Genomic DNA, 16,692 nt, shown 5'->3' with positions numbered 1-16,692 from the left:
ACATGTTAGAATAGTAACGACTTAGGGAACAGAGGCAAAGGAGTGCAGAGATTTTGAGTAGAAATTCTCGATTTGAGCATCGTGATAAGCGCAGAAAGGCGAATATGGTGCTTAACATATTAATTGGTATCGTTGTGGTGCTTATTTTGGTTGTCGCATCAAGTTTGTTAATTTTTAATAAGCCGAAAGATACAGATGTAGCAAAAGAGCCATCAAAAACGGCACCTGCAACAAGTGAAAATAAACAAAACTCACAAGAAGATGTGAAAGATCCAAAGAAAGACACATCCGTTGATTCAGATGCAAAAAAAGATGACTCATCTGATCAAGACGACGAAAAGAAGAAGACAGATGATGAAGAAAAACCTAATAAAGATGCGTTAAAAGACGCCAAAGAAACAGATGGCGGCAAAACGAGTGATGTAGACAAAACATACGAAAATGATGACTGGGAGCCTGTAGGGACAGAGCAATCCGGTTCACATACAGCAACCTATGATTCCAGCTCAAAAGACTGGAAAGAAATGATCAAAGCCATGTCCTATGCGACAGGCATTTCAGAAGATCAAATGACCGTTCTTTGGTTGGGGAATAACGGAAGTCCTCAAGATGCAAAAGGAACCATCCGTGATAAATCAACAGGTGAACGCTACCGCGTGGAAATTACGTGGGTAGATGAAAAAGGCTGGAAACCTGTGAAGGTTGAAAAATTAAGATAAACATGAAAAAAAGATAGCAGATCTGCTATCTTTTTTGTTTAAACATTTGCTTTAAAATGAACAACTGCTGTATACAAAATCCGCTCATCAATCACAGTCGTTTGATGACTGACAGAATGAACGGTAAGCAGAATCGCCTGATTATGTTCAATTTGTTTTTGGATCTTTTGTTCAAGTTCTTTTAAAGATGTTGCTTCAAAAAATTCTATTTTATCCTTTAAAAAATCCAGCTGAAAATCCATTTGATTCACCTCTCTATACCCTTCATTCATCTTAATCTCTCTCCCTATAGAATGGCAAATGTTTTTCTGCCACTCCCAGTATTTTTTAGTAGGAAAGAAACAGAAGTTGTGGTAGGATAGGAACTGTTCGACGGAATAAAACATACTATACGCATAGGAATAAATAGATAAAGTGGAGGGAAAGAAAATGGGACGTGAATTTCTTTCTTTATTTGATCATTGGGCTGACTCTTATGACGACACGGTAAGTGGTCATGACGAGCAGTATAAAGAAGTGTTTCGCCGGTATCCGGCTATTTTAAAAGAGATTGTCCGCCTTTCAGGCCAAGACGTTCTTGAGTTTGGAAGCGGTACGGGGAATCTAACAGCGCTGCTCCTTGCAGCTGATAAAAACGTGTTTGGTGTTGAACCATCAGATGCCATGAAGAAAGCGGCTCTTCAAAAAGGACTGCCAGATCTATTTCATGATGGGGATTTTTTATCATTTCCAGCGCCGCCTTTTGAGCCAGATACGATCGTCAGCTCATATGCGTTTCACCATTTAACGGATGAAGAAAAAAAACAAGCCATTCACACCTATAGCAACATCCTTCACTCAGATGGTAAAATAGTGTTTGCTGATACAATGTTTCAAAATCAAGCAGCACATCAAGCTGAGATCGACAAAGCGAGAGCCGCAGGGTTCGATCAGCTTGCAGAGGATTTAGAAACGGAATATTATCCATCCATTGATGTGCTAAAGCAAATCTTTCAAGAAGAAGGTTTTAGCACGTCCTTTCATCAAATGAATGATTTTGTTTGGATCGTAGAAGCGAAGAAAAGGGAATGAAAGGATGTTTTTGATTTGAAAATCGCAGTTATAGGTGCAATGGAAGAAGAAGTGACGATTTTAAGAGATCAACTAAAAAATGCTACACAAGAAAACATCGCTGGGTGTGAATTTACAACAGGTGTTTATGAAGATAAAGAAGTGATTTTATTAAAATCAGGAATTGGAAAAGTAAATGCAGCGGTCAGCACAACATTACTGCTTGACCGCTTTCAGCCAGATTATGTGATCAATACAGGATCTGCTGGTGGTTTTCACCACTCATTAAATGTAGGTGATATTGTCATCTCTACTGATGTGAGACATCATGATGTAGATGTGACCATCTTTGATTACGAATATGGACAAGTGCCGGGACTTCCAGCTGCTTTCATTGCAGATGAAAAGCTTGTGAAGCTGGCAGAAGAATCTGCTTTAGAAATTGATCATATTCAAGTAGCAAAAGGAACGATTGCAACAGGTGATTCGTTTATGAATGATCCGGATCGTGTAGCGTTTGTGAGAGAGAAGTTTCCAGAGCTATATGCGGTGGAAATGGAAGCCGCAGCTGTTGCACAAGTCTGCCAGCTCTTTGGTACGCCATTTGTTGTCGTTCGAGCGCTATCAGATATTGCAGGGAAAGAATCCAATATTTCCTTTGATCAATTCCTTGAGCAAGCAGCGATTCACTCAACCGACCTTGTCTTGCGTATGATAAAGCAAACACAATAAAAGAAGGGGTTCCCCCTTCTTTTCCATACAAAGGAAGGGAATCATATGGCTGTCATAAAGGATATTACTGAATTAATTGGCCGCACACCGCTTTTAAAGCTGTCAGGGATTGGCGTCCCAGAAGGCGTTGAGGTGTATGCAAAGCTTGAGATGATGAATCCAGGTGGAAGTATTAAGGATCGTTTAGGTGACATGCTCATCAGAGAAGCATTAGCATCTGGCAAACTGCGTCCAGGCGGAACCATTATTGAAGCAACTGCTGGAAACACAGGAATTGGGCTTGCCCTAAGTGCAAGAAAGCATCAATTGCAGACCATTTTTTGTGTACCAGAACATTTTAGTCAAGAAAAACAACAACTGATGAAGGCGATCGGTGCAGAGATTATTCATACACCCAGAAAAGAAGGCATGAAGGGTGCGATTGATCGAGCCCTTGAATTAGAGGCAAGCCTTGACAATGCCTATTGTGTTTTACAATTTAAAAACCAAGTAAATCCATTGACTTACTACAGAACGCTCGGTCCCGAATTATGGTCCGACTTAAAAGGGAATATCGATGTATTCGTGGCGGGAGCAGGATCTGGCGGAACTTTTCAAGGTTGTGCCGCCTATTTAAAAGAGCAGAATCAGGCGTTAAAAACAGTGGTTGTGGAGCCTGAAGGATCAATTTTAAATGGAGGGGACCCGGGTCCGCATAAAACGGAAGGAATTGGCCTTGAATTTATCCCAGATTATATGGAGCAGGCTTTATTTGATGAGATTTACACTGTCAGTGATGATGATGCGTTTCGAATGGTGAAAGAAGCAGCTGAAAAAGAAGGTATTCTCATCGGCAGCTCTTCTGGTTCCGCTTTATTTGCCGCTTTAGAGGAAGCAAAGAAAGCAGCACCTGGGACAGTCATTGTCACCATTTTTCCTGACAGCAGTGAGCGATATTTAAGTAAAGGAATTTATGAGGGAGGAAAATAGCATGAAACCAAAAACAATGATGATTCACAGCGGAACAACGGGTGATGAAAGAACAGGCGCCGTGTCTGTGCCGATTTACCAAGTGAGTACTTATAAGCAGCCGAAAGCAGGCGAACATACGGGGTATGAATACTCCAGAACAGCAAATCCAACAAGAACTGCACTGGAAACAGTCATTCGTGATCTTGAAGGAGGAGCAAGCGGCTACGCATTTGGTTCAGGGATGGCTGCCATTACGGCTGTGATGATGCTGTTTAACAGCGGAGACCATATTGTGCTGACAGATGACGTGTACGGCGGAACCTACCGCGTCATCACAAAGGTGCTAAACCGTATTGGCATTACTGCAACCTTTGTTGACACGAGTGATCCTGAAGCAGTGAAAAAAGCCATTTTACCTGAAACAAAAGCCGTTTACATTGAATCACCAACCAATCCTTTACTCAAAATGACGGATCTAAAAGCCATCGGCGAATTGACAAAGGAAGCCAACATCTTGATGATTGTCGACAATACATTTTTCACACCGTATTTCCAAAAGCCGATTGAATATGGCGCAGACATTGTCTTACACAGTGCGACTAAGTATTTAGGCGGCCATAGTGATGTTGTAGGCGGGCTTGTCGTCACAGCGACGAAAGAGCTTGGAGAAGAACTGCACTTTGTTCAAAACTCGACAGGCGGAATTCTTGGGCCGCAGGATTCGTGGCTTCTCATGAGAGGGATGAAAACGCTTGGACTACGAATGGAAGCACATCAACAAAATGCACAGAAAATCGCTGAGTTTTTAAAGCAACATGCAGCCGTCACACGTGTTTATTATCCAGGTCTCGATACTCACCCTGGACATGAACTTGCGAAAACACAAGCATCCGGCTTCGGCGGCATGATCTCTTTTGATATCGGAAAAGAAGAACATGTCGATGTATTTTTAAGCCAGCTTAAGCTGTTTACAATCGCAGAAAGCCTTGGAGCGGTTGAAAGCTTAATTTCTGTCCCTGCCCGGATGACCCATGCGTCCATTCCAAAAGACCGCCGGGAGGAGCTTGGCATTACAGATGGTTTAATTCGTATTTCCGTCGGAATTGAAGATGTGGATGATTTACTACATGATATCAAGCAAGGACTAAGCGCACTGGCAAATGGATAGATTTACATGCTCCTCGCTTTCTCTCACTATGTTAAGCTATGAATAGACATTGATAACTGGAAGGTGAAACAAGTGAAGAAAAAGTGGAGTGATTTAGTGACAGATTACAAGCAGTACGCTTTTATTTTGCTTGCTGTCAGCACCTTTTTATATATTGGTACAATCTTACCGAATCAGCACATCGAAGCATCTCCAAAAATGCTGATGATGGGAATTGATTGTGTTTTCTTATTAGCAGCGTTTGTTTGTGTTAAACGCGCGATTTTCTTTCAAAAGAAACTGCAAGAATTAGATGAAGATTAATTCGAAAGTCTCCTCATGTACCTTGAGGAGGCTTTTTTTCATTGTATTGGACAATCGGACAAGAATAACTGTAGAAATTTAGTCAAAAACACAAAAATTATCTATATGACTAAAAACAGGTTTACAAAATGGTGCTTGCTGGATATACTTACAAAGTAATTAAAAAAACGTAAAGGAGGCTGAAGAATATGTTATTCGTATCTACTTGTGATCAATTCAACCAACAATTTCATCATGTCATCAGCCTGTGGAAGAGTTCGTGTCCTTCCTTTGCCTTATACGGTGCACGCTTCAAAACTGTTTAAGTAAACGAGGATTTCACACGTATCATCCATTGCAGGTTGGAAGACACTGTCTTTTGATCTGCATTTTTGTGTGCCCGCAGGTCAACTGATAAAGAAGATCTGCGGGCTATTTTGCGTGCTGCGAACTGAAGGGAGGTGAGCGTATATGACAATCCATTTATTTTTTATTACTTTGACGATTAAGCGGAAATACAAGGACATTGAGACCGTTCTTTACGAACAAGAAGTCGAAACAATTTATGAAGAAATGAAACAGAAACAACTAAAGTATATGAACTAAAACAGGAAATGAAAAATGTGAAAAGGAGGAGATTGACATGTTTATGATGCTTGCCATGCTTGATTGTTATACGATGGAGAAGGACCAGGTTTAGACACGCTCCACATTGATCACCTGCACATATGATAACCGTAAAAGGTGATTGTGAGGTGATCAATGAATGTCGATGTCACCATATATGAGATTTCCGTCTGTCGGGCACGGGTATGCATCTATTCCGCATTCCTTAAAGCACGGATACGGCAACCCATACCGCATGCAAAGAGAGCAAGAGGAAATGCTCAGACGTTATATGTATCAGTACCGGACTTATTGGTATTAAAGAAAAGGAGCAGGAAACGTCATGGTTTCCTGCTCCTTTTACATTAGCAAATCCAGCTTGCACCAATGATGATCAACAAAATGAACAGTACAACAAGCAATGCGAATCCGCCTGCAAAACCGCCACCGTAGCCACCGCAGTAGCCTCCAGAATAACCGCCAAAGCCCATAATCTAGCACCACCTTTATCTATTCAAGATACATTTATAAATTATGCAGCTCATGGAGAAAACGAAATCAATCTGAGCGCAAATAATGAAAACGCCTATTCAGGTTAAAAAAATTTTCACTTTCTGCGAAACATTTTCTGAAAAGGAGCGTCTTATTAAAGACAAACAAATTAGGACTAGGTCTTAATTTTTGTTAGGTGAGAGCCGATATGAAAAGTAAGAAAATTTGTAAATAGTTTTATTTACTGGTGAAAAGCAGGTGTTAACATTGATTCAAAGCTGGATTGGAAAACAAATGAGGGAACCAAAAGGCTTGTTCTCAAAATGGGTTGCCCGCTATATGGAAAAAAATCATCATAATATCAATGAATGGACGATTCAACTCTTAAATATACAAGAAAATGACCGAATTTTAGAAATTGGGACTGGAAGAGGCATCACCTTATCAAAGGTAGCTGAAAAACTTGACCGCGGAAAAGTATATGGAGTAGATGCCTCTCGTCATATGATTAAATATGCAAAAAGAAAACATAAGAAGCTTGCGGAACAGGACAAAGCCGTTATTACGCTTGGTAAGGCTGAGCAATTACCTTTTGAAGACAGATCATTCAATAAATTATTTACGGTGCAGACGATCTATTACTTGAAGGATATTGAGCAAGTCATGAAGGAAGTGTACCGCGTTCTTCAAGTGGATGGAGAAGTATTTTTATCTTTCCAAAAGCAGGAGCTGATCAACGAACAAAAACGGTCAACATCTTTTTCATCGTACAGTGAAGAAGAAATCAGCCGCCTGTTTTCAGCATATCACTTTAGAGAAATCTCGGTTTATCACTATGATACATACATCTGTATCAAAGCCTTAAAATGATGAAAATATTTCCCAGGTAATGAACAAGTACTCAAAAAAGAGGCTCTTCGTCAGCGGAGCCTCTTTGCCTGCAATAAAAAAAGGCTCTTCATCAGTAGAGCCTTTTGTATGTGATATAGGCGCCAGCCAGGTGTGTAAGGAATGATAGTATATATAAGGAATTTGTTTGTCGATTAAGGATACCTGTCTGGCTTATTTCTTATATCGACACCATTTTGCAAAAGTTTAGCTTTTTTTTCAATATTTTCTTTTTTATTTTACTGGAAGACACATTTTCTTTCTCACAAAGACATGTGCCTCCTTCTTTTTCACATAATGTGCTGTTTGAAGAAGGAAATTGCTTAAGAAATAGAGAAAATTGTAGAGACTTCATTTTTAAACAAAAGGGAGGAATGAAATCATGTCGGGAAACAAAGGTGTCGTTTATAAAGGAGCAGGAAAAGTAGCAGTTGAGGATATTGGATACCCTGATTTGGTCTTAAAAGACGGCCCGGGTGTACCTAAAGCCAATGTGGGGCGCAAATGTGAGCATGGCGTCATTTTAAAAGTAGTGACGACGAATATTTGCGGAAGTGATCAGCACATGGTGAGAGGGCGTACGACTGCACCTGAAGGACTTGTCCTTGGCCATGAAATTACAGGTGAAGTCGTTGAAGTTGGGCGAGATGTGGAGTTTATTCAAAAAGGAGATCTCGTGTCCGTTCCGTTTAATATTGCATGCGGACGCTGCGTCATGTGTAAGGAACAAAAAACCCATGTGTGCTTAAATGTAAACCCGGACCGTCCAGGCTCTGCCTATGGATATGTAGATATGGGCGGATGGGTTGGCGGCCAATCCGAGTATGTCATGGTTCCATATGCAGATTTTCAACTGCTCAAATTTCCAGACAAAGATCAAGCGATGGAAAAAATACTTGATCTCACGATGCTTTCCGATATTTTCCCGACAGGTTTTCATGGTGCTTATACGGCTGGAGTAAAGCCTGGTTCGACCGTATATATTGCAGGTGCTGGGCCAGTAGGTCTTGCAGCAGCACATTCGGCTCAGCTTCTTGGCGCATCTGCTGTGATTGTTGGAGATCTGAATGAGCAAAGGCTGGAACAGGCAAGAAGCTTCGGCTGTGAGACGATCAATTTACGAAAACATGATCGAATCGGCGAACAAATTACGAATATTTTAGGGGAGCCAGAAGTTGATTGTGCCGTCGATTGTGTCGGTTTTGAAGCTTCTGGTCATGGAGATCAGGGAGAAGCACCAGCAACCGTTTTAAATACGATTATGGATATTACTAAAGTTGGCGGAAAGCTTGGAATCCCAGGGCTTTATGTCACAGAAGATCCAGGAGCAGTGGATGCCGATGCAAAAGTCGGTTCTCTGAAAGTGCGAATTGGACTTGGCTGGGCGAAAGCTCATACCTTTGTGACAGGTCAAACCCCTGTTATGCAATATCATCGCAGTCTAATGAAATCCATTTTAAGCGGCAGAGCACGGATCGCTAAAGCCGTCAATGCGACCGTCATTGACCTTGATCAAGCCCCTAAAGGATATAGTGACTTTGATTCGGGTGTGGCGAAGAAATTTGTCATTGACCCGCACGGGATGCTTTCTCGATAATTTTTAACATGAAGGAGCCGCTCAATCAATGGGGCGGCTCTTTATTGTGGAAAATCACATAGAATATACAAATCCATTTCAAGGGGGAGAAATCAGATGAATTCGGATCAAGCCAAAAGAAGGGTTGTAGAACAATTTGGGAGAAATGCAGAAAAGTATGTGACGAGTCAAACTCATGCAAAGGGAGCAGACCTGGATTTAATCGTTGAATGGACAGCTCCAAAAGAAAGCTGGATCGTCCTCGATATAGCCACTGGTGGCGGGCATACCGCAAAAGCATTGGCTCCATACGTGAATCAAGTATTTGCGACGGATTTAACGAAAGAGATGCTTTTGCATACATCACTTCATTTAAAAGCGTATCCACAAATTTTTTATGTAGTAGCGGATGCAGAAAGCCTTCCTTTTTTAGATGGCACATTTGATATGGTCACATGCCGAATTGCAGCACACCATTTCCCGCACCCTGAACAGTTTGCCAAAGAGGCATCTCGCGTATTAAAGTCAAATGGTCTGTTTTTCTTTATTGATAATGTTTCGCCAAATGATGAAGAGCTTGCCCTATTTATCAATGAGCTGGAACGATTGAGAGACCCAAGTCATGTGTCCTGTCTATCTACAGAACAATGGCGGGAATTGTTTTATAAAGAGGGAATAAAAGAAGTAAGATCAATGGAACGAAAAAAACGTTACCCTTTTCAAGAATGGGTCAAGCGAACAACGAAAACTTTAAAGGAAGAAGAGATCGTTACAAAATACATGTTAGATGCTAACGAGAAAATAAAGCAATATTATAGATTGAACATGACAGAGGATCAAATAGAATCAATAGAGGTGGATGACTGGATTGCTCTTTTCAGGAAAGAATAAAAATGTCGATTAAACTTTGTGGAAAAAGCAGGATCAAACATTTGTGAGTGGTGATCCCCCTTCTGTGATGTAATATGACTGAAATTAGTATTTGATCCGCATATATTGATTAAAAAACTTACAAGAACCCCTTGTAAGTTTTTTTGTGTTTTCAACATTTATAAAAGCCTATACTATTCTCCTGCATTCCGTAACATGTTAAAATGAAGAGATTGGAAATATTCATCTTTAGTAGAATTTTTTTACTATATATTATGATTTGATTGGATGGTATTTATTATAAGGGTTTTTATGTGAGGAGAGAGATAGGTTGCTAAAAGTACATGACATTAAGAAAAATTATGAGAATCAGCAGGTATTAAAAGGGGTAACCTTTCACTTAAAAAAAGGAGAATCATTTGGTCTATTGGGACCGAATGGTGCTGGGAAATCCACATTAATTGGCATCTTGACAGGGCTTATCCGAGCAACTAGCGGCTCTGTAACGATTGAAGGTTTAGATTTAAACAAAGAAACAAATAGAGCACAGCAAATGATTGGTATTGTCCCGCAAGAGATCGCGTTATATTTACATTTGACAGCAAAAGAAAATTTAATATTTTGGGGGAGAATGTACGGACTCAAAGGAAAGGAGTTAAAAAGCAGAGTGCAAGAAACACTTCAGTTAATTGGTCTTGAAGATAGAGCAAATGACAAAGTGAAAGTATTCTCTGGAGGAATGAAAAGAAGAGTGAATATCGGATGCTCGATTTTGCATCAACCGAAACTATTAATCATGGATGAACCGACTGTAGGTATAGATCCACAATCAAGAAATCACATACTAGAAACAGTAAAAATGTTAAATAGTGAAGGGATGACAATTATATATACTAGTCATTACATGGAAGAAGTCGAATATTTATGTGAAAGAATGGCTATTTTGGACCACGGATCGATCATTGCAATGGGGGATCAACATGAATTAAGTGAGCTTGTCGGCAATCAAAGGGAAATTATTTTTACTATTAAACGTGAACATGGACAGAGCGAAATAGATCGTGTGTGCCAATACATACATGATGAAGATCCGTTAAAGGAAATCGTGATTCATGGAAATCAAATTAAAATATTTGATCAACATCCTCAGCAGCTATTAAGTCGTCTCATTCAAGGTGTGACTGCATTAAATGTTCAAATTATTTCAGCAGAAATCGTAGAACCAAACTTAGAAAATGTTTTTTTATATTTAACTAGTAAAAAATTGAGGGATTAGGCTGTTTGGAGGTGAGCATATGAGCATTTGGGTTGTACTGAAAGATCTATTATTGTTTTTTAGGGATAAGAAAAGCTTTTTTACACTTTTTTTTATGCCTATCATATTAATTGCTATTTTAGGTGCAGCATTTGGAGATAACATGCAGAAAGATAGTGAAATCAGGATCAATTCATTTCGAGTAGGAATAACAGATCAAGATAAGTCCTTTACAAGTAAAATGTTTCTTTCAACAGTGTCTAAGAGTGAACTAAGTGACATATTTGATGTGAAGGTCACCTCGAAAAATCAGCTAGAGAAAGATTTAAATAGTAGAGACATTACAATGGGGATAATCATCAAGCCGAATTTTGAAAAAAGCCTATTGAATCATGATCATGTGCAATTGAATATTTTGAAAGGGCCTAATTCAAACTTACAGGAAATGGTTCTGGAAAATGTGGTTTTGCAATTCTTTCAAAATTATCATATGAATCGTATTCTGGTGCCGTTGAATCAAGGTAAAGAAGTGGAAATCGCGTCTGATCAACTGAAAAAAGAACTGGTGAACGAGAGGAATATTCATATCAACAGCCAGCCGATTACATCCTTCCAATACTACGCAGGCGGGATGGGTGTGCTTTTTTTATTAATGACTGTTGTTTTTCTAGTTGGAAGTATGATAGAGGAAAAAGAGGAAGATGTTTATAAAAGGCTGATTGTATCAAAATTAAGCAATACTAGTTACATCGTTGGGAAGTTATTAGGTATTGTTTTGATGAGTATGATTCAACTTACGGTCATTATTTTATTTACTAGTTTTGTCTTTAAGGTGAACTGGGGAGAGCCTTTTACTGTTGTTATGATCGGATGTAGTTTTATATTAAATGCTGCGGGTTTCGGGGTGCTGATTGGTTCTTTTATCAATAGAGAAAAAACGTTTAACAGTGTGGGGATTTTAGGAACTCAAGTGTTAGCTGCTTTAGGTGGGAGTATGGTGCCCTTATACTTATTCCCGCAATGGGTAATTGACATCAGCTATTTTTTACCTAATTCTCTTGCACTTCAAATGTTTTTGAAAAGTATGGCAGGTGCTGATTTTAGTGAAATTCAAAGCGGATTATTACTTAGCTGTGGGATGGGACTAGCTTTCTTCATCATTGCTTTATTAAGAATGTCTTTTGAAAGGAAGCATCGTTATGCATAAAATATTAGCCATTATAACGTTAAAGTTAAAAGAAACATTAAAGTCCCCATTGACTCTCATTTTTTTATTTGTTATGCCAATCGTATTTAGTTTTATCTTTGGCAGTACCGCATCTGATTCAAAGAAACCTACAGTTGCTTTTATTCTAGAGCCTAGTCAAGGTAAACTGGATCAAGAAATTTTTCAAATTCTCGAAAAAAACACCAAATTTCTCTGGGTAAAGGTGACTGAAAGAGACGCAAAAGATTTAGTATCTAAAGAAAAGGTAGTGGCGTCTGTGAAAGTCGTAAACCAATTAAAGTCCCATCTAAAAGAAAATAAAGAAATTTTTGATGTGACAGTTTATAAGAAAACTGAAGAATATGCAGTCTTATCTCCTTATTTAAAAGAGACAGCTGCCATCATTTATCAAATCAATCAGGGTGTGAAAGAGCAAAAAAGTGTTTCTCTCACCAATGCATTGAACAAGTTAAATGAATCTGGCACCATTTCATTGATTGAAAAAAATCAAGACGATCAAGCAAGCCAGCAACCAAATTTAATACCGCTTGGCTTTACCATTATGTTTATGATGTTTGCGATTTCAAGCTCTGTGTCATCTATTCATTTGGAATATAAAGATTATACATGGCAAAGATTGCTTTCGAGTCCAATTCATAAAATATATGTGCTTCTGGGCTATTTAGTGGCTTATTTCCTCCTTGGATGGATACAACTGGGTGTTCTTTTGACTGTCTTATCTGTGTTCTTTCATGTGTACTTAGGCAACGTAATTCATATTCTAGTGTTTGGATCATTTGTTATAGGGCTAGTCGTGAGTTTAGGTTTTATGATTGCCACCTTATCTCATACAAAAAAGCAAGCTGAAGTATTTAGTGCAATTGTTATTGTAGGATCGTGTATGCTGGGTGGTATTTATTGGCCTTTAGATATCGTTCCAGACATGATGAAGAAGATCTCTTTGGCTATACCGCAAACGTGGATGATGTCTGGTTTTGGTGAGATCATGAGTGGTACGGTCAACCAATCAATCTTATTATTAGACATAACAGTTTTAGCAGCTTTTACGATTGTTTTTATGGTGATTGGTTTGAAAAATATTAGATCCTATTAATCATTTTTCTTTGTTCCATTTGAGTTTTAAAAATTCCCTCTATTGCTCTCAATTGCGATAAAGGGGTTTTTTATTCATGCGTACTCCTCAAAATGATATGATAGACGACAACATCTCATGGAGAAAGGATTGGATGAATGATGAATTTTCAACATAAAACCGTCATCATCACAGGCGCAGCCAATGGTATTGGTGAAGCAATCGCCTGCGGTTATGCAAAAGAAGGGGCGCGTGTGGTGCTTGCGGATATAGATGAAGAAAAGGGAAGGCGTTTGGAGGAGCAGCTGAGAAAAGAGTCCTATGAAGTTTATTTCATTAAAACAGATGTGAAACAGGAGAAGGATATTCAGCGCTTAATGTCGTTTGCGGTGGAGCACTGCAAAACAATTGATATTCTTATTAATAATGCCGGCGTCATGTCTACAGTATCGCCTTATGAGTTAACGGTCGATGAGTGGGATCATGTGCTGCATACAAATGTAAGAGGGACTTTTTTATGCGCTAGAGAAGCAGCACGTTATATCAAAGAGAATCCAAACGGCGGTTCCATTGTGAACATTTCATCTACCCGTGCGGCCATGTCAGAGCCTCATACAGAAGCATATGCTGCATCAAAAGGCGGCATTTCCGCGCTTACTCATGCCTTGGCAGTTTCTTTTAGTCAGGATCACATTACGGTGAATAGCATTTCCCCTGGATGGATTGAAACGAAAGATGAGAAAAGTCTTCGAGAAATTGACCATCAGCAGCATCTTTCCAATCGAGTCGGCACGCCAAAGGATATTGTGAAAGCCTGTTTTTATTTAACAGATGAAGACAATCAATTTGTGAACGGCACAGATTTGATTGTTGATGGCGGCATGACTAGGAAAATGATTTATGCGGATTAACATGAAAAAAACATTGACGCTTTGATCGGGGCGCAGTACAATATGTAACAATTCAGCTGAAGATCGTGATGAAAAAAAGACACAGCGCAAATAGAGAAGAGTACATCATAGCTGCCCCACACAGAGAACTCCGTGAAGCTGAGAAGGAGCTGGGAAGCATGATGGAACCAAGCCTCTTAGCTCTGCACCGGATTCCCTCGGATGGTGGTGCAGCGAACTTCTCCCGTTACAGAGAAGGGTGAATAATCACCCGATAAGGTTCATCTGGCAACAGATGAATGAACTGAGGTGGCAACGCGGAGTAAATCCCGTCCTCAAGACAGACATGTCTTGGGGGCGGGATTTTTTTTATGACAAATAGGGGGGACAATGATGAAAAAACATTGGCGGGATATGAGTATTTTACTTGGAGCCATCGGGATTGCGAACATAGGAGAATGGATTTATATGATTGCCCTCCATCTGCTTATTTTTCAAGAAACGGGCTCTGTACTTGCTGTAACAGCAGTTTATTTGCTAAGACCGGCTGCTGCTCTTTTGACCAATAGCTGGTCTGGCAGTTTGATTGACAGGCTGAATCAGCGGAATGTGATGATCAGTTTAGATATTACCCGTGCTCTGCTCATTGCATGCATCCCTTTTGCCTTATTTTCAGGACATCTGCTCATTCTGTATGTCATGGTGTTTTTCATACAGATGGCACAAGCGATGTTTCATCCAGCGTCGATGGTGTATATGACAGGACTCATTCCGGCGGATAACCGAAAACGGTTTAATGCCATTCGCTCTTTATTACAATCCGGTGGATTTTTACTTGGGCCCGCAGCAGCAGGTTTGCTCTTTCTCATTGGGACGCCTGTTCTTTCAATTTATGTAAATGCCATCTGCCTGTTGATTTCTGCTCTGTTGACGATGTGTTTACCGAATTTGCTCAAAACAGATGCTGCCCAAAAGCGGTTTTCCCTTTCAATGTTAAAAGCGGATGCAAAGCTTGTTCTGCGATTTAGTCTGACGTCACGCCAGATCATGGCGGTATATTTATTATTTAGTGCGGCGATAACGGTCCTTCCTACGGCCATAGACTCACTTGAAACAGCCTTTGCAAAAGAAGTATTGATGCTGACTGATACACAATATGGCCTTCTTGTCAGTATAGCTGGAGCGGGTATTATCGCAGGGGCAAGTCTTAATTCGGTGATTGTCGAAAGGCTGTCAGTTTCGCTGATGCTTGGAATCGGCAGTTTGTTTGTGGCGTTTGGCTATCTTATTTATGCATTTTCCAGCAGTCTAGTTGCAGCCGCCGGTGGATTTTTTATATTAGCCTTCTTGTCAGTATAGCTGGAGCGGGTATTATCGCAGGGGCAAGTCTTAATTCGGTGATTGTCGAAAGGCTGTCAGTTTCGCTGATGCTTGGAATCGGCAGTTTGTTTGTGGCGTTTGGCTATCTTATTTATGCATTTTCCAGCAGTCTAGTTGCAGCCGCCGGTGGATTTTTTATATTAGCCTTCTTTTTAGCATTTGCGAATACAGGTTTTATGACGTTCTATCAAACAAATATCCCTGTAGAGGTGATGGGGAGGGTAGCCAGCTTTTATGCTTTGGTTGAAGCCATTCTAACGATGACCATGACAGGAATATTCGGCGGACTCGCTCATGTTTTATCTATTAGAATTTCCGTCATCATTGGGTGTATATGTATGCTTCTTATCTGTCTATTGCTATGTTTTGTCATTTTTCGTCCATTGACTGTCAAAAAAATAGTGCATCCTTCTTAGAAAATTAAAAAAATTATGTTATCATTATTTAAGTAAGTTAATTAAATTGATGAGAAAAGGAGTCTTACAAATGAAAGCACTACGCTGGCACGATCAAAAGGACATTCGACTAGAGGAAATTGACGAACCAACAGTTGCTCCAGGAAAAGTGAAACTGAAAGTAAAATGGTGCGGCATTTGCGGTAGTGATTTACATGAATATTTAGGCGGACCGATCTTCATTCCAGTGAATGAACCTCATCCACTTACAAAAGAAAAAGCACCAATTACAATGGGACACGAGTTCTCTGGTGAAGTTGTTGAAGTAGGAGAAGGCGTGAGCAATTACAAAGTAGGCGACCGAGTGGTTGTTGAACCTATTTTTGCAACTCACGGGCATCAAGGTGCTTATAACTTAGATGAAAACATGGGCTTTTTAGGACTTGCCGGAGGCGGCGGTGGATTCTCTGAATATGTATCAGTCGATGAAGAATTACTTCATTTATTACCAGACGAAATCTCATATGAGCAAGGCGCGCTTGTCGAGCCTTCTGCGGTTGCTTTATATGCGGTTCGTTCTAGTAAAGTACAAGCTGGGGATACAGCGGCTGTGTTTGGCTGCGGACCAATTGGTTTACTTGTCATTGAAGCATTAAAAGCAGCTGGTGCTACTGATATTTATGCAGTTGAATTATCAAAAGAACGTCAAGAGAAAGCAAAAGAGCTTGGAGCGATCATTGTTGATCCTTCTCAGTATGAAGATGTTGTTCAAGAAATTGCACGCCGCACAAACGGTGGCGTCGATGTTTCTTTTGAAGTGACAGGTGTACCTGTTGTATTGAAGCAAGCAATCCAATCAACTAGAATTTCAGGCGAAACAGTCATTGTAAGCATTTGGGAAAAAGGCGCTGAAATTATGCCGAATGACATTGTCATTAAAGAACGTACAGTAAAAGGAATTATCGGCTACAGAGACGTATTCCCATCTGTATTAAACTTAATGAGAAAAGGCTATTTCTCTGCAGACACACTCGTCACGAAAAAAATCAAGCTGGACGATGTGATTGAGGATGGCTTCCATGCATTAATCAATGAAAAAGATCAAGTGAAAATTTTAGTCAGTGCTGAATAAGTAAGA

General features: G+C 39.9%; 19 protein-coding genes and 1 pseudogene. 18 read left to right on the top strand and 2 right to left on the bottom strand.

Annotated elements, in window-relative coordinates; all coding sequences use genetic code 11:
• The first annotated feature begins 53 nt into the window (after positions 1-53).
• Positions 54-719, top strand: a complete 666-nt coding sequence (locus tag M1D81_RS12590) for a YrrS family protein (protein ID WP_456266730.1) — start codon at positions 54-56, stop codon at positions 717-719.
• Positions 720-757: 38 nt separating this feature from the next.
• Here the strand turns inward: M1D81_RS12590 and M1D81_RS12585 are convergent, their stop codons facing one another.
• Positions 758-961 carry a YrzA family protein gene (locus M1D81_RS12585; RefSeq protein WP_024423103.1) on the bottom strand — a complete coding sequence of 68 codons (204 nt, stop codon included), beginning with the start codon at positions 959-961 and terminating at the stop codon, positions 758-760.
• A gap of 187 nt (positions 962-1,148) precedes the next feature.
• Between M1D81_RS12585 and M1D81_RS12580 the strand changes: the two genes are divergently transcribed.
• The 7 genes from M1D81_RS12580 (at position 1,149) to M1D81_RS12550 (ending at position 5,830) form a co-directional block, all read left to right on the top strand.
• Positions 1,149-1,790, top strand: coding sequence for a class I SAM-dependent DNA methyltransferase (locus tag M1D81_RS12580; RefSeq protein ID WP_456266731.1), 642 nt, complete (start codon positions 1,149-1,151; stop codon positions 1,788-1,790).
• Between the two features lie 15 nt (positions 1,791-1,805).
• Complete coding sequence (gene mtnN / locus M1D81_RS12575) at positions 1,806-2,501, top strand: 5'-methylthioadenosine/S-adenosylhomocysteine nucleosidase (protein ID WP_024423101.1); 696 nt, start codon at positions 1,806-1,808, stop codon at positions 2,499-2,501.
• A gap of 45 nt (positions 2,502-2,546) precedes the next feature.
• The gene (locus M1D81_RS12570; protein WP_456266732.1) at positions 2,547-3,470 is read left to right on the top strand and encodes a PLP-dependent cysteine synthase family protein; all 924 of its coding nucleotides are present in this window, start codon (positions 2,547-2,549) and stop codon (positions 3,468-3,470) included.
• A gap of 1 nt (position 3,471) precedes the next feature.
• Complete coding sequence (locus M1D81_RS12565; RefSeq protein WP_024423100.1) at positions 3,472-4,620, top strand: bifunctional cystathionine gamma-lyase/homocysteine desulfhydrase; 1,149 nt, start codon at positions 3,472-3,474, stop codon at positions 4,618-4,620.
• Positions 4,621-4,692: 72 nt separating this feature from the next.
• Positions 4,693-4,923, top strand: a complete 231-nt coding sequence (locus tag M1D81_RS12560) for a YrhC family protein (protein WP_034279976.1) — start codon at positions 4,693-4,695, stop codon at positions 4,921-4,923.
• A 450-nt stretch (positions 4,924-5,373) separates the two neighbouring features.
• Positions 5,374-5,508 carry a YrzI family small protein gene (locus tag M1D81_RS12555; protein WP_065214597.1) on the top strand — a complete coding sequence of 45 codons (135 nt, stop codon included), beginning with the start codon at positions 5,374-5,376 and terminating at the stop codon, positions 5,506-5,508.
• Between the two features lie 160 nt (positions 5,509-5,668).
• Positions 5,669-5,830 (top strand): hypothetical protein, encoded by a 162-nt coding sequence (locus tag M1D81_RS12550; RefSeq protein WP_155267112.1) that lies wholly within the window; start codon positions 5,669-5,671, stop codon positions 5,828-5,830.
• 43 nt (positions 5,831-5,873) lie between these two features.
• Here M1D81_RS12550 and M1D81_RS12545 read toward each other — a convergent pair whose 3' ends face one another.
• Positions 5,874-5,999, bottom strand: a complete 126-nt coding sequence (locus M1D81_RS12545) for a YjcZ family sporulation protein (RefSeq protein ID WP_008342643.1) — start codon at positions 5,997-5,999, stop codon at positions 5,874-5,876.
• Positions 6,000-6,267: 268 nt separating this feature from the next.
• On the opposite strand from M1D81_RS12545, the gene M1D81_RS12540 reads away from it, so the two are divergent.
• The 10 genes and pseudogenes from M1D81_RS12540 (at position 6,268) to M1D81_RS12495 (ending at position 16,686) form a co-directional block, all read left to right on the top strand.
• Positions 6,268-6,870 (top strand): class I SAM-dependent methyltransferase, encoded by a 603-nt coding sequence (locus M1D81_RS12540; protein ID WP_347343002.1) that lies wholly within the window; start codon positions 6,268-6,270, stop codon positions 6,868-6,870.
• A gap of 400 nt (positions 6,871-7,270) precedes the next feature.
• Positions 7,271-8,485 carry a formaldehyde dehydrogenase, glutathione-independent gene (gene fdhA, locus M1D81_RS12535; protein ID WP_456266733.1) on the top strand — a complete coding sequence of 405 codons (1,215 nt, stop codon included), beginning with the start codon at positions 7,271-7,273 and terminating at the stop codon, positions 8,483-8,485.
• A gap of 96 nt (positions 8,486-8,581) precedes the next feature.
• Positions 8,582-9,355 (top strand): class I SAM-dependent methyltransferase, encoded by a 774-nt coding sequence (locus M1D81_RS12530; protein WP_456266734.1) that lies wholly within the window; start codon positions 8,582-8,584, stop codon positions 9,353-9,355.
• A gap of 310 nt (positions 9,356-9,665) precedes the next feature.
• Positions 9,666-10,610 carry an ABC transporter ATP-binding protein gene (locus M1D81_RS12525; RefSeq protein ID WP_456266735.1) on the top strand — a complete coding sequence of 315 codons (945 nt, stop codon included), beginning with the start codon at positions 9,666-9,668 and terminating at the stop codon, positions 10,608-10,610.
• 19 nt (positions 10,611-10,629) lie between these two features.
• The gene (locus M1D81_RS12520; RefSeq protein ID WP_456266736.1) at positions 10,630-11,796 is read left to right on the top strand and encodes an ABC transporter permease; all 1,167 of its coding nucleotides are present in this window, start codon (positions 10,630-10,632) and stop codon (positions 11,794-11,796) included.
• Complete coding sequence (locus M1D81_RS12515) at positions 11,789-12,910, top strand: ABC transporter permease (protein ID WP_456266737.1); 1,122 nt, start codon at positions 11,789-11,791, stop codon at positions 12,908-12,910. Before M1D81_RS12520 ends, M1D81_RS12515 begins: the two co-directional genes overlap by 8 nt.
• A 140-nt stretch (positions 12,911-13,050) precedes the next feature.
• Entirely contained in the window at positions 13,051-13,800 is a 750-nt protein-coding gene (locus M1D81_RS12510) for an SDR family oxidoreductase (RefSeq protein WP_456267118.1), read from the top strand.
• Between the two features lie 369 nt (positions 13,801-14,169).
• A complete protein-coding gene (locus tag M1D81_RS12505) occupies positions 14,170-15,138 on the top strand; it encodes an MFS transporter (protein ID WP_456270880.1) in 969 nt (322 codons plus the stop codon).
• A pseudogene (locus M1D81_RS12500) lies at positions 15,126-15,575 on the top strand (MFS transporter); the annotation flags it as partial. The gene M1D81_RS12505 and the pseudogene M1D81_RS12500, both read left to right, overlap by 13 nt.
• Before the next feature lie 70 nt (positions 15,576-15,645).
• A complete protein-coding gene (locus M1D81_RS12495) occupies positions 15,646-16,686 on the top strand; it encodes a 2,3-butanediol dehydrogenase (protein WP_456266738.1) in 1,041 nt (346 codons plus the stop codon).
• The last annotated feature ends 6 nt before the right edge of the window (positions 16,687-16,692 follow it).

This window comes from Bacillus sp. JZ105 (genome assembly GCF_053903125.1).
This window is presented reverse-complemented; position numbering and strand designations above follow the sequence as displayed.

Bases quoted from the DNA above. Each gene is read 5' to 3' on its own strand.
- M1D81_RS12585 (WP_024423103.1), bottom strand. From the start codon at position 961: ATGGATTTTCAGCTGGATTTTTTAAAGGATAAAATAGAATTTTTTGAA.
- M1D81_RS12580 (WP_456266731.1), top strand. From the start codon at position 1,149: ATGGGACGTGAATTTCTTTCTTTATTTGATCATTGGGCTGACTCTTAT.
- M1D81_RS12570 (WP_456266732.1), top strand. From the start codon at position 2,547: ATGGCTGTCATAAAGGATATTACTGAATTAATTGGCCGCACACCGCTT.
- M1D81_RS12565 (WP_024423100.1), top strand. From the start codon at position 3,472: ATGAAACCAAAAACAATGATGATTCACAGCGGAACAACGGGTGATGAA.
- M1D81_RS12555 (WP_065214597.1), top strand. From the start codon at position 5,374: ATGACAATCCATTTATTTTTTATTACTTTGACGATTAAGCGGAAATAC.
- M1D81_RS12550 (WP_155267112.1), top strand. From the start codon at position 5,669: ATGTCGATGTCACCATATATGAGATTTCCGTCTGTCGGGCACGGGTAT.
- M1D81_RS12545 (WP_008342643.1), bottom strand. From the start codon at position 5,999: ATGGGCTTTGGCGGTTATTCTGGAGGCTACTGCGGTGGCTACGGTGGC.
- fdhA (WP_456266733.1), top strand. From the start codon at position 7,271: ATGTCGGGAAACAAAGGTGTCGTTTATAAAGGAGCAGGAAAAGTAGCA.
- M1D81_RS12530 (WP_456266734.1), top strand. From the start codon at position 8,582: ATGAATTCGGATCAAGCCAAAAGAAGGGTTGTAGAACAATTTGGGAGA.
- M1D81_RS12520 (WP_456266736.1), top strand. From the start codon at position 10,630: ATGAGCATTTGGGTTGTACTGAAAGATCTATTATTGTTTTTTAGGGAT.
- M1D81_RS12515 (WP_456266737.1), top strand. From the start codon at position 11,789: ATGCATAAAATATTAGCCATTATAACGTTAAAGTTAAAAGAAACATTA.
- M1D81_RS12510 (WP_456267118.1), top strand. From the start codon at position 13,051: ATGAATTTTCAACATAAAACCGTCATCATCACAGGCGCAGCCAATGGT.
- M1D81_RS12505 (WP_456270880.1), top strand. From the start codon at position 14,170: ATGATGAAAAAACATTGGCGGGATATGAGTATTTTACTTGGAGCCATC.
- M1D81_RS12495 (WP_456266738.1), top strand. From the start codon at position 15,646: ATGAAAGCACTACGCTGGCACGATCAAAAGGACATTCGACTAGAGGAA.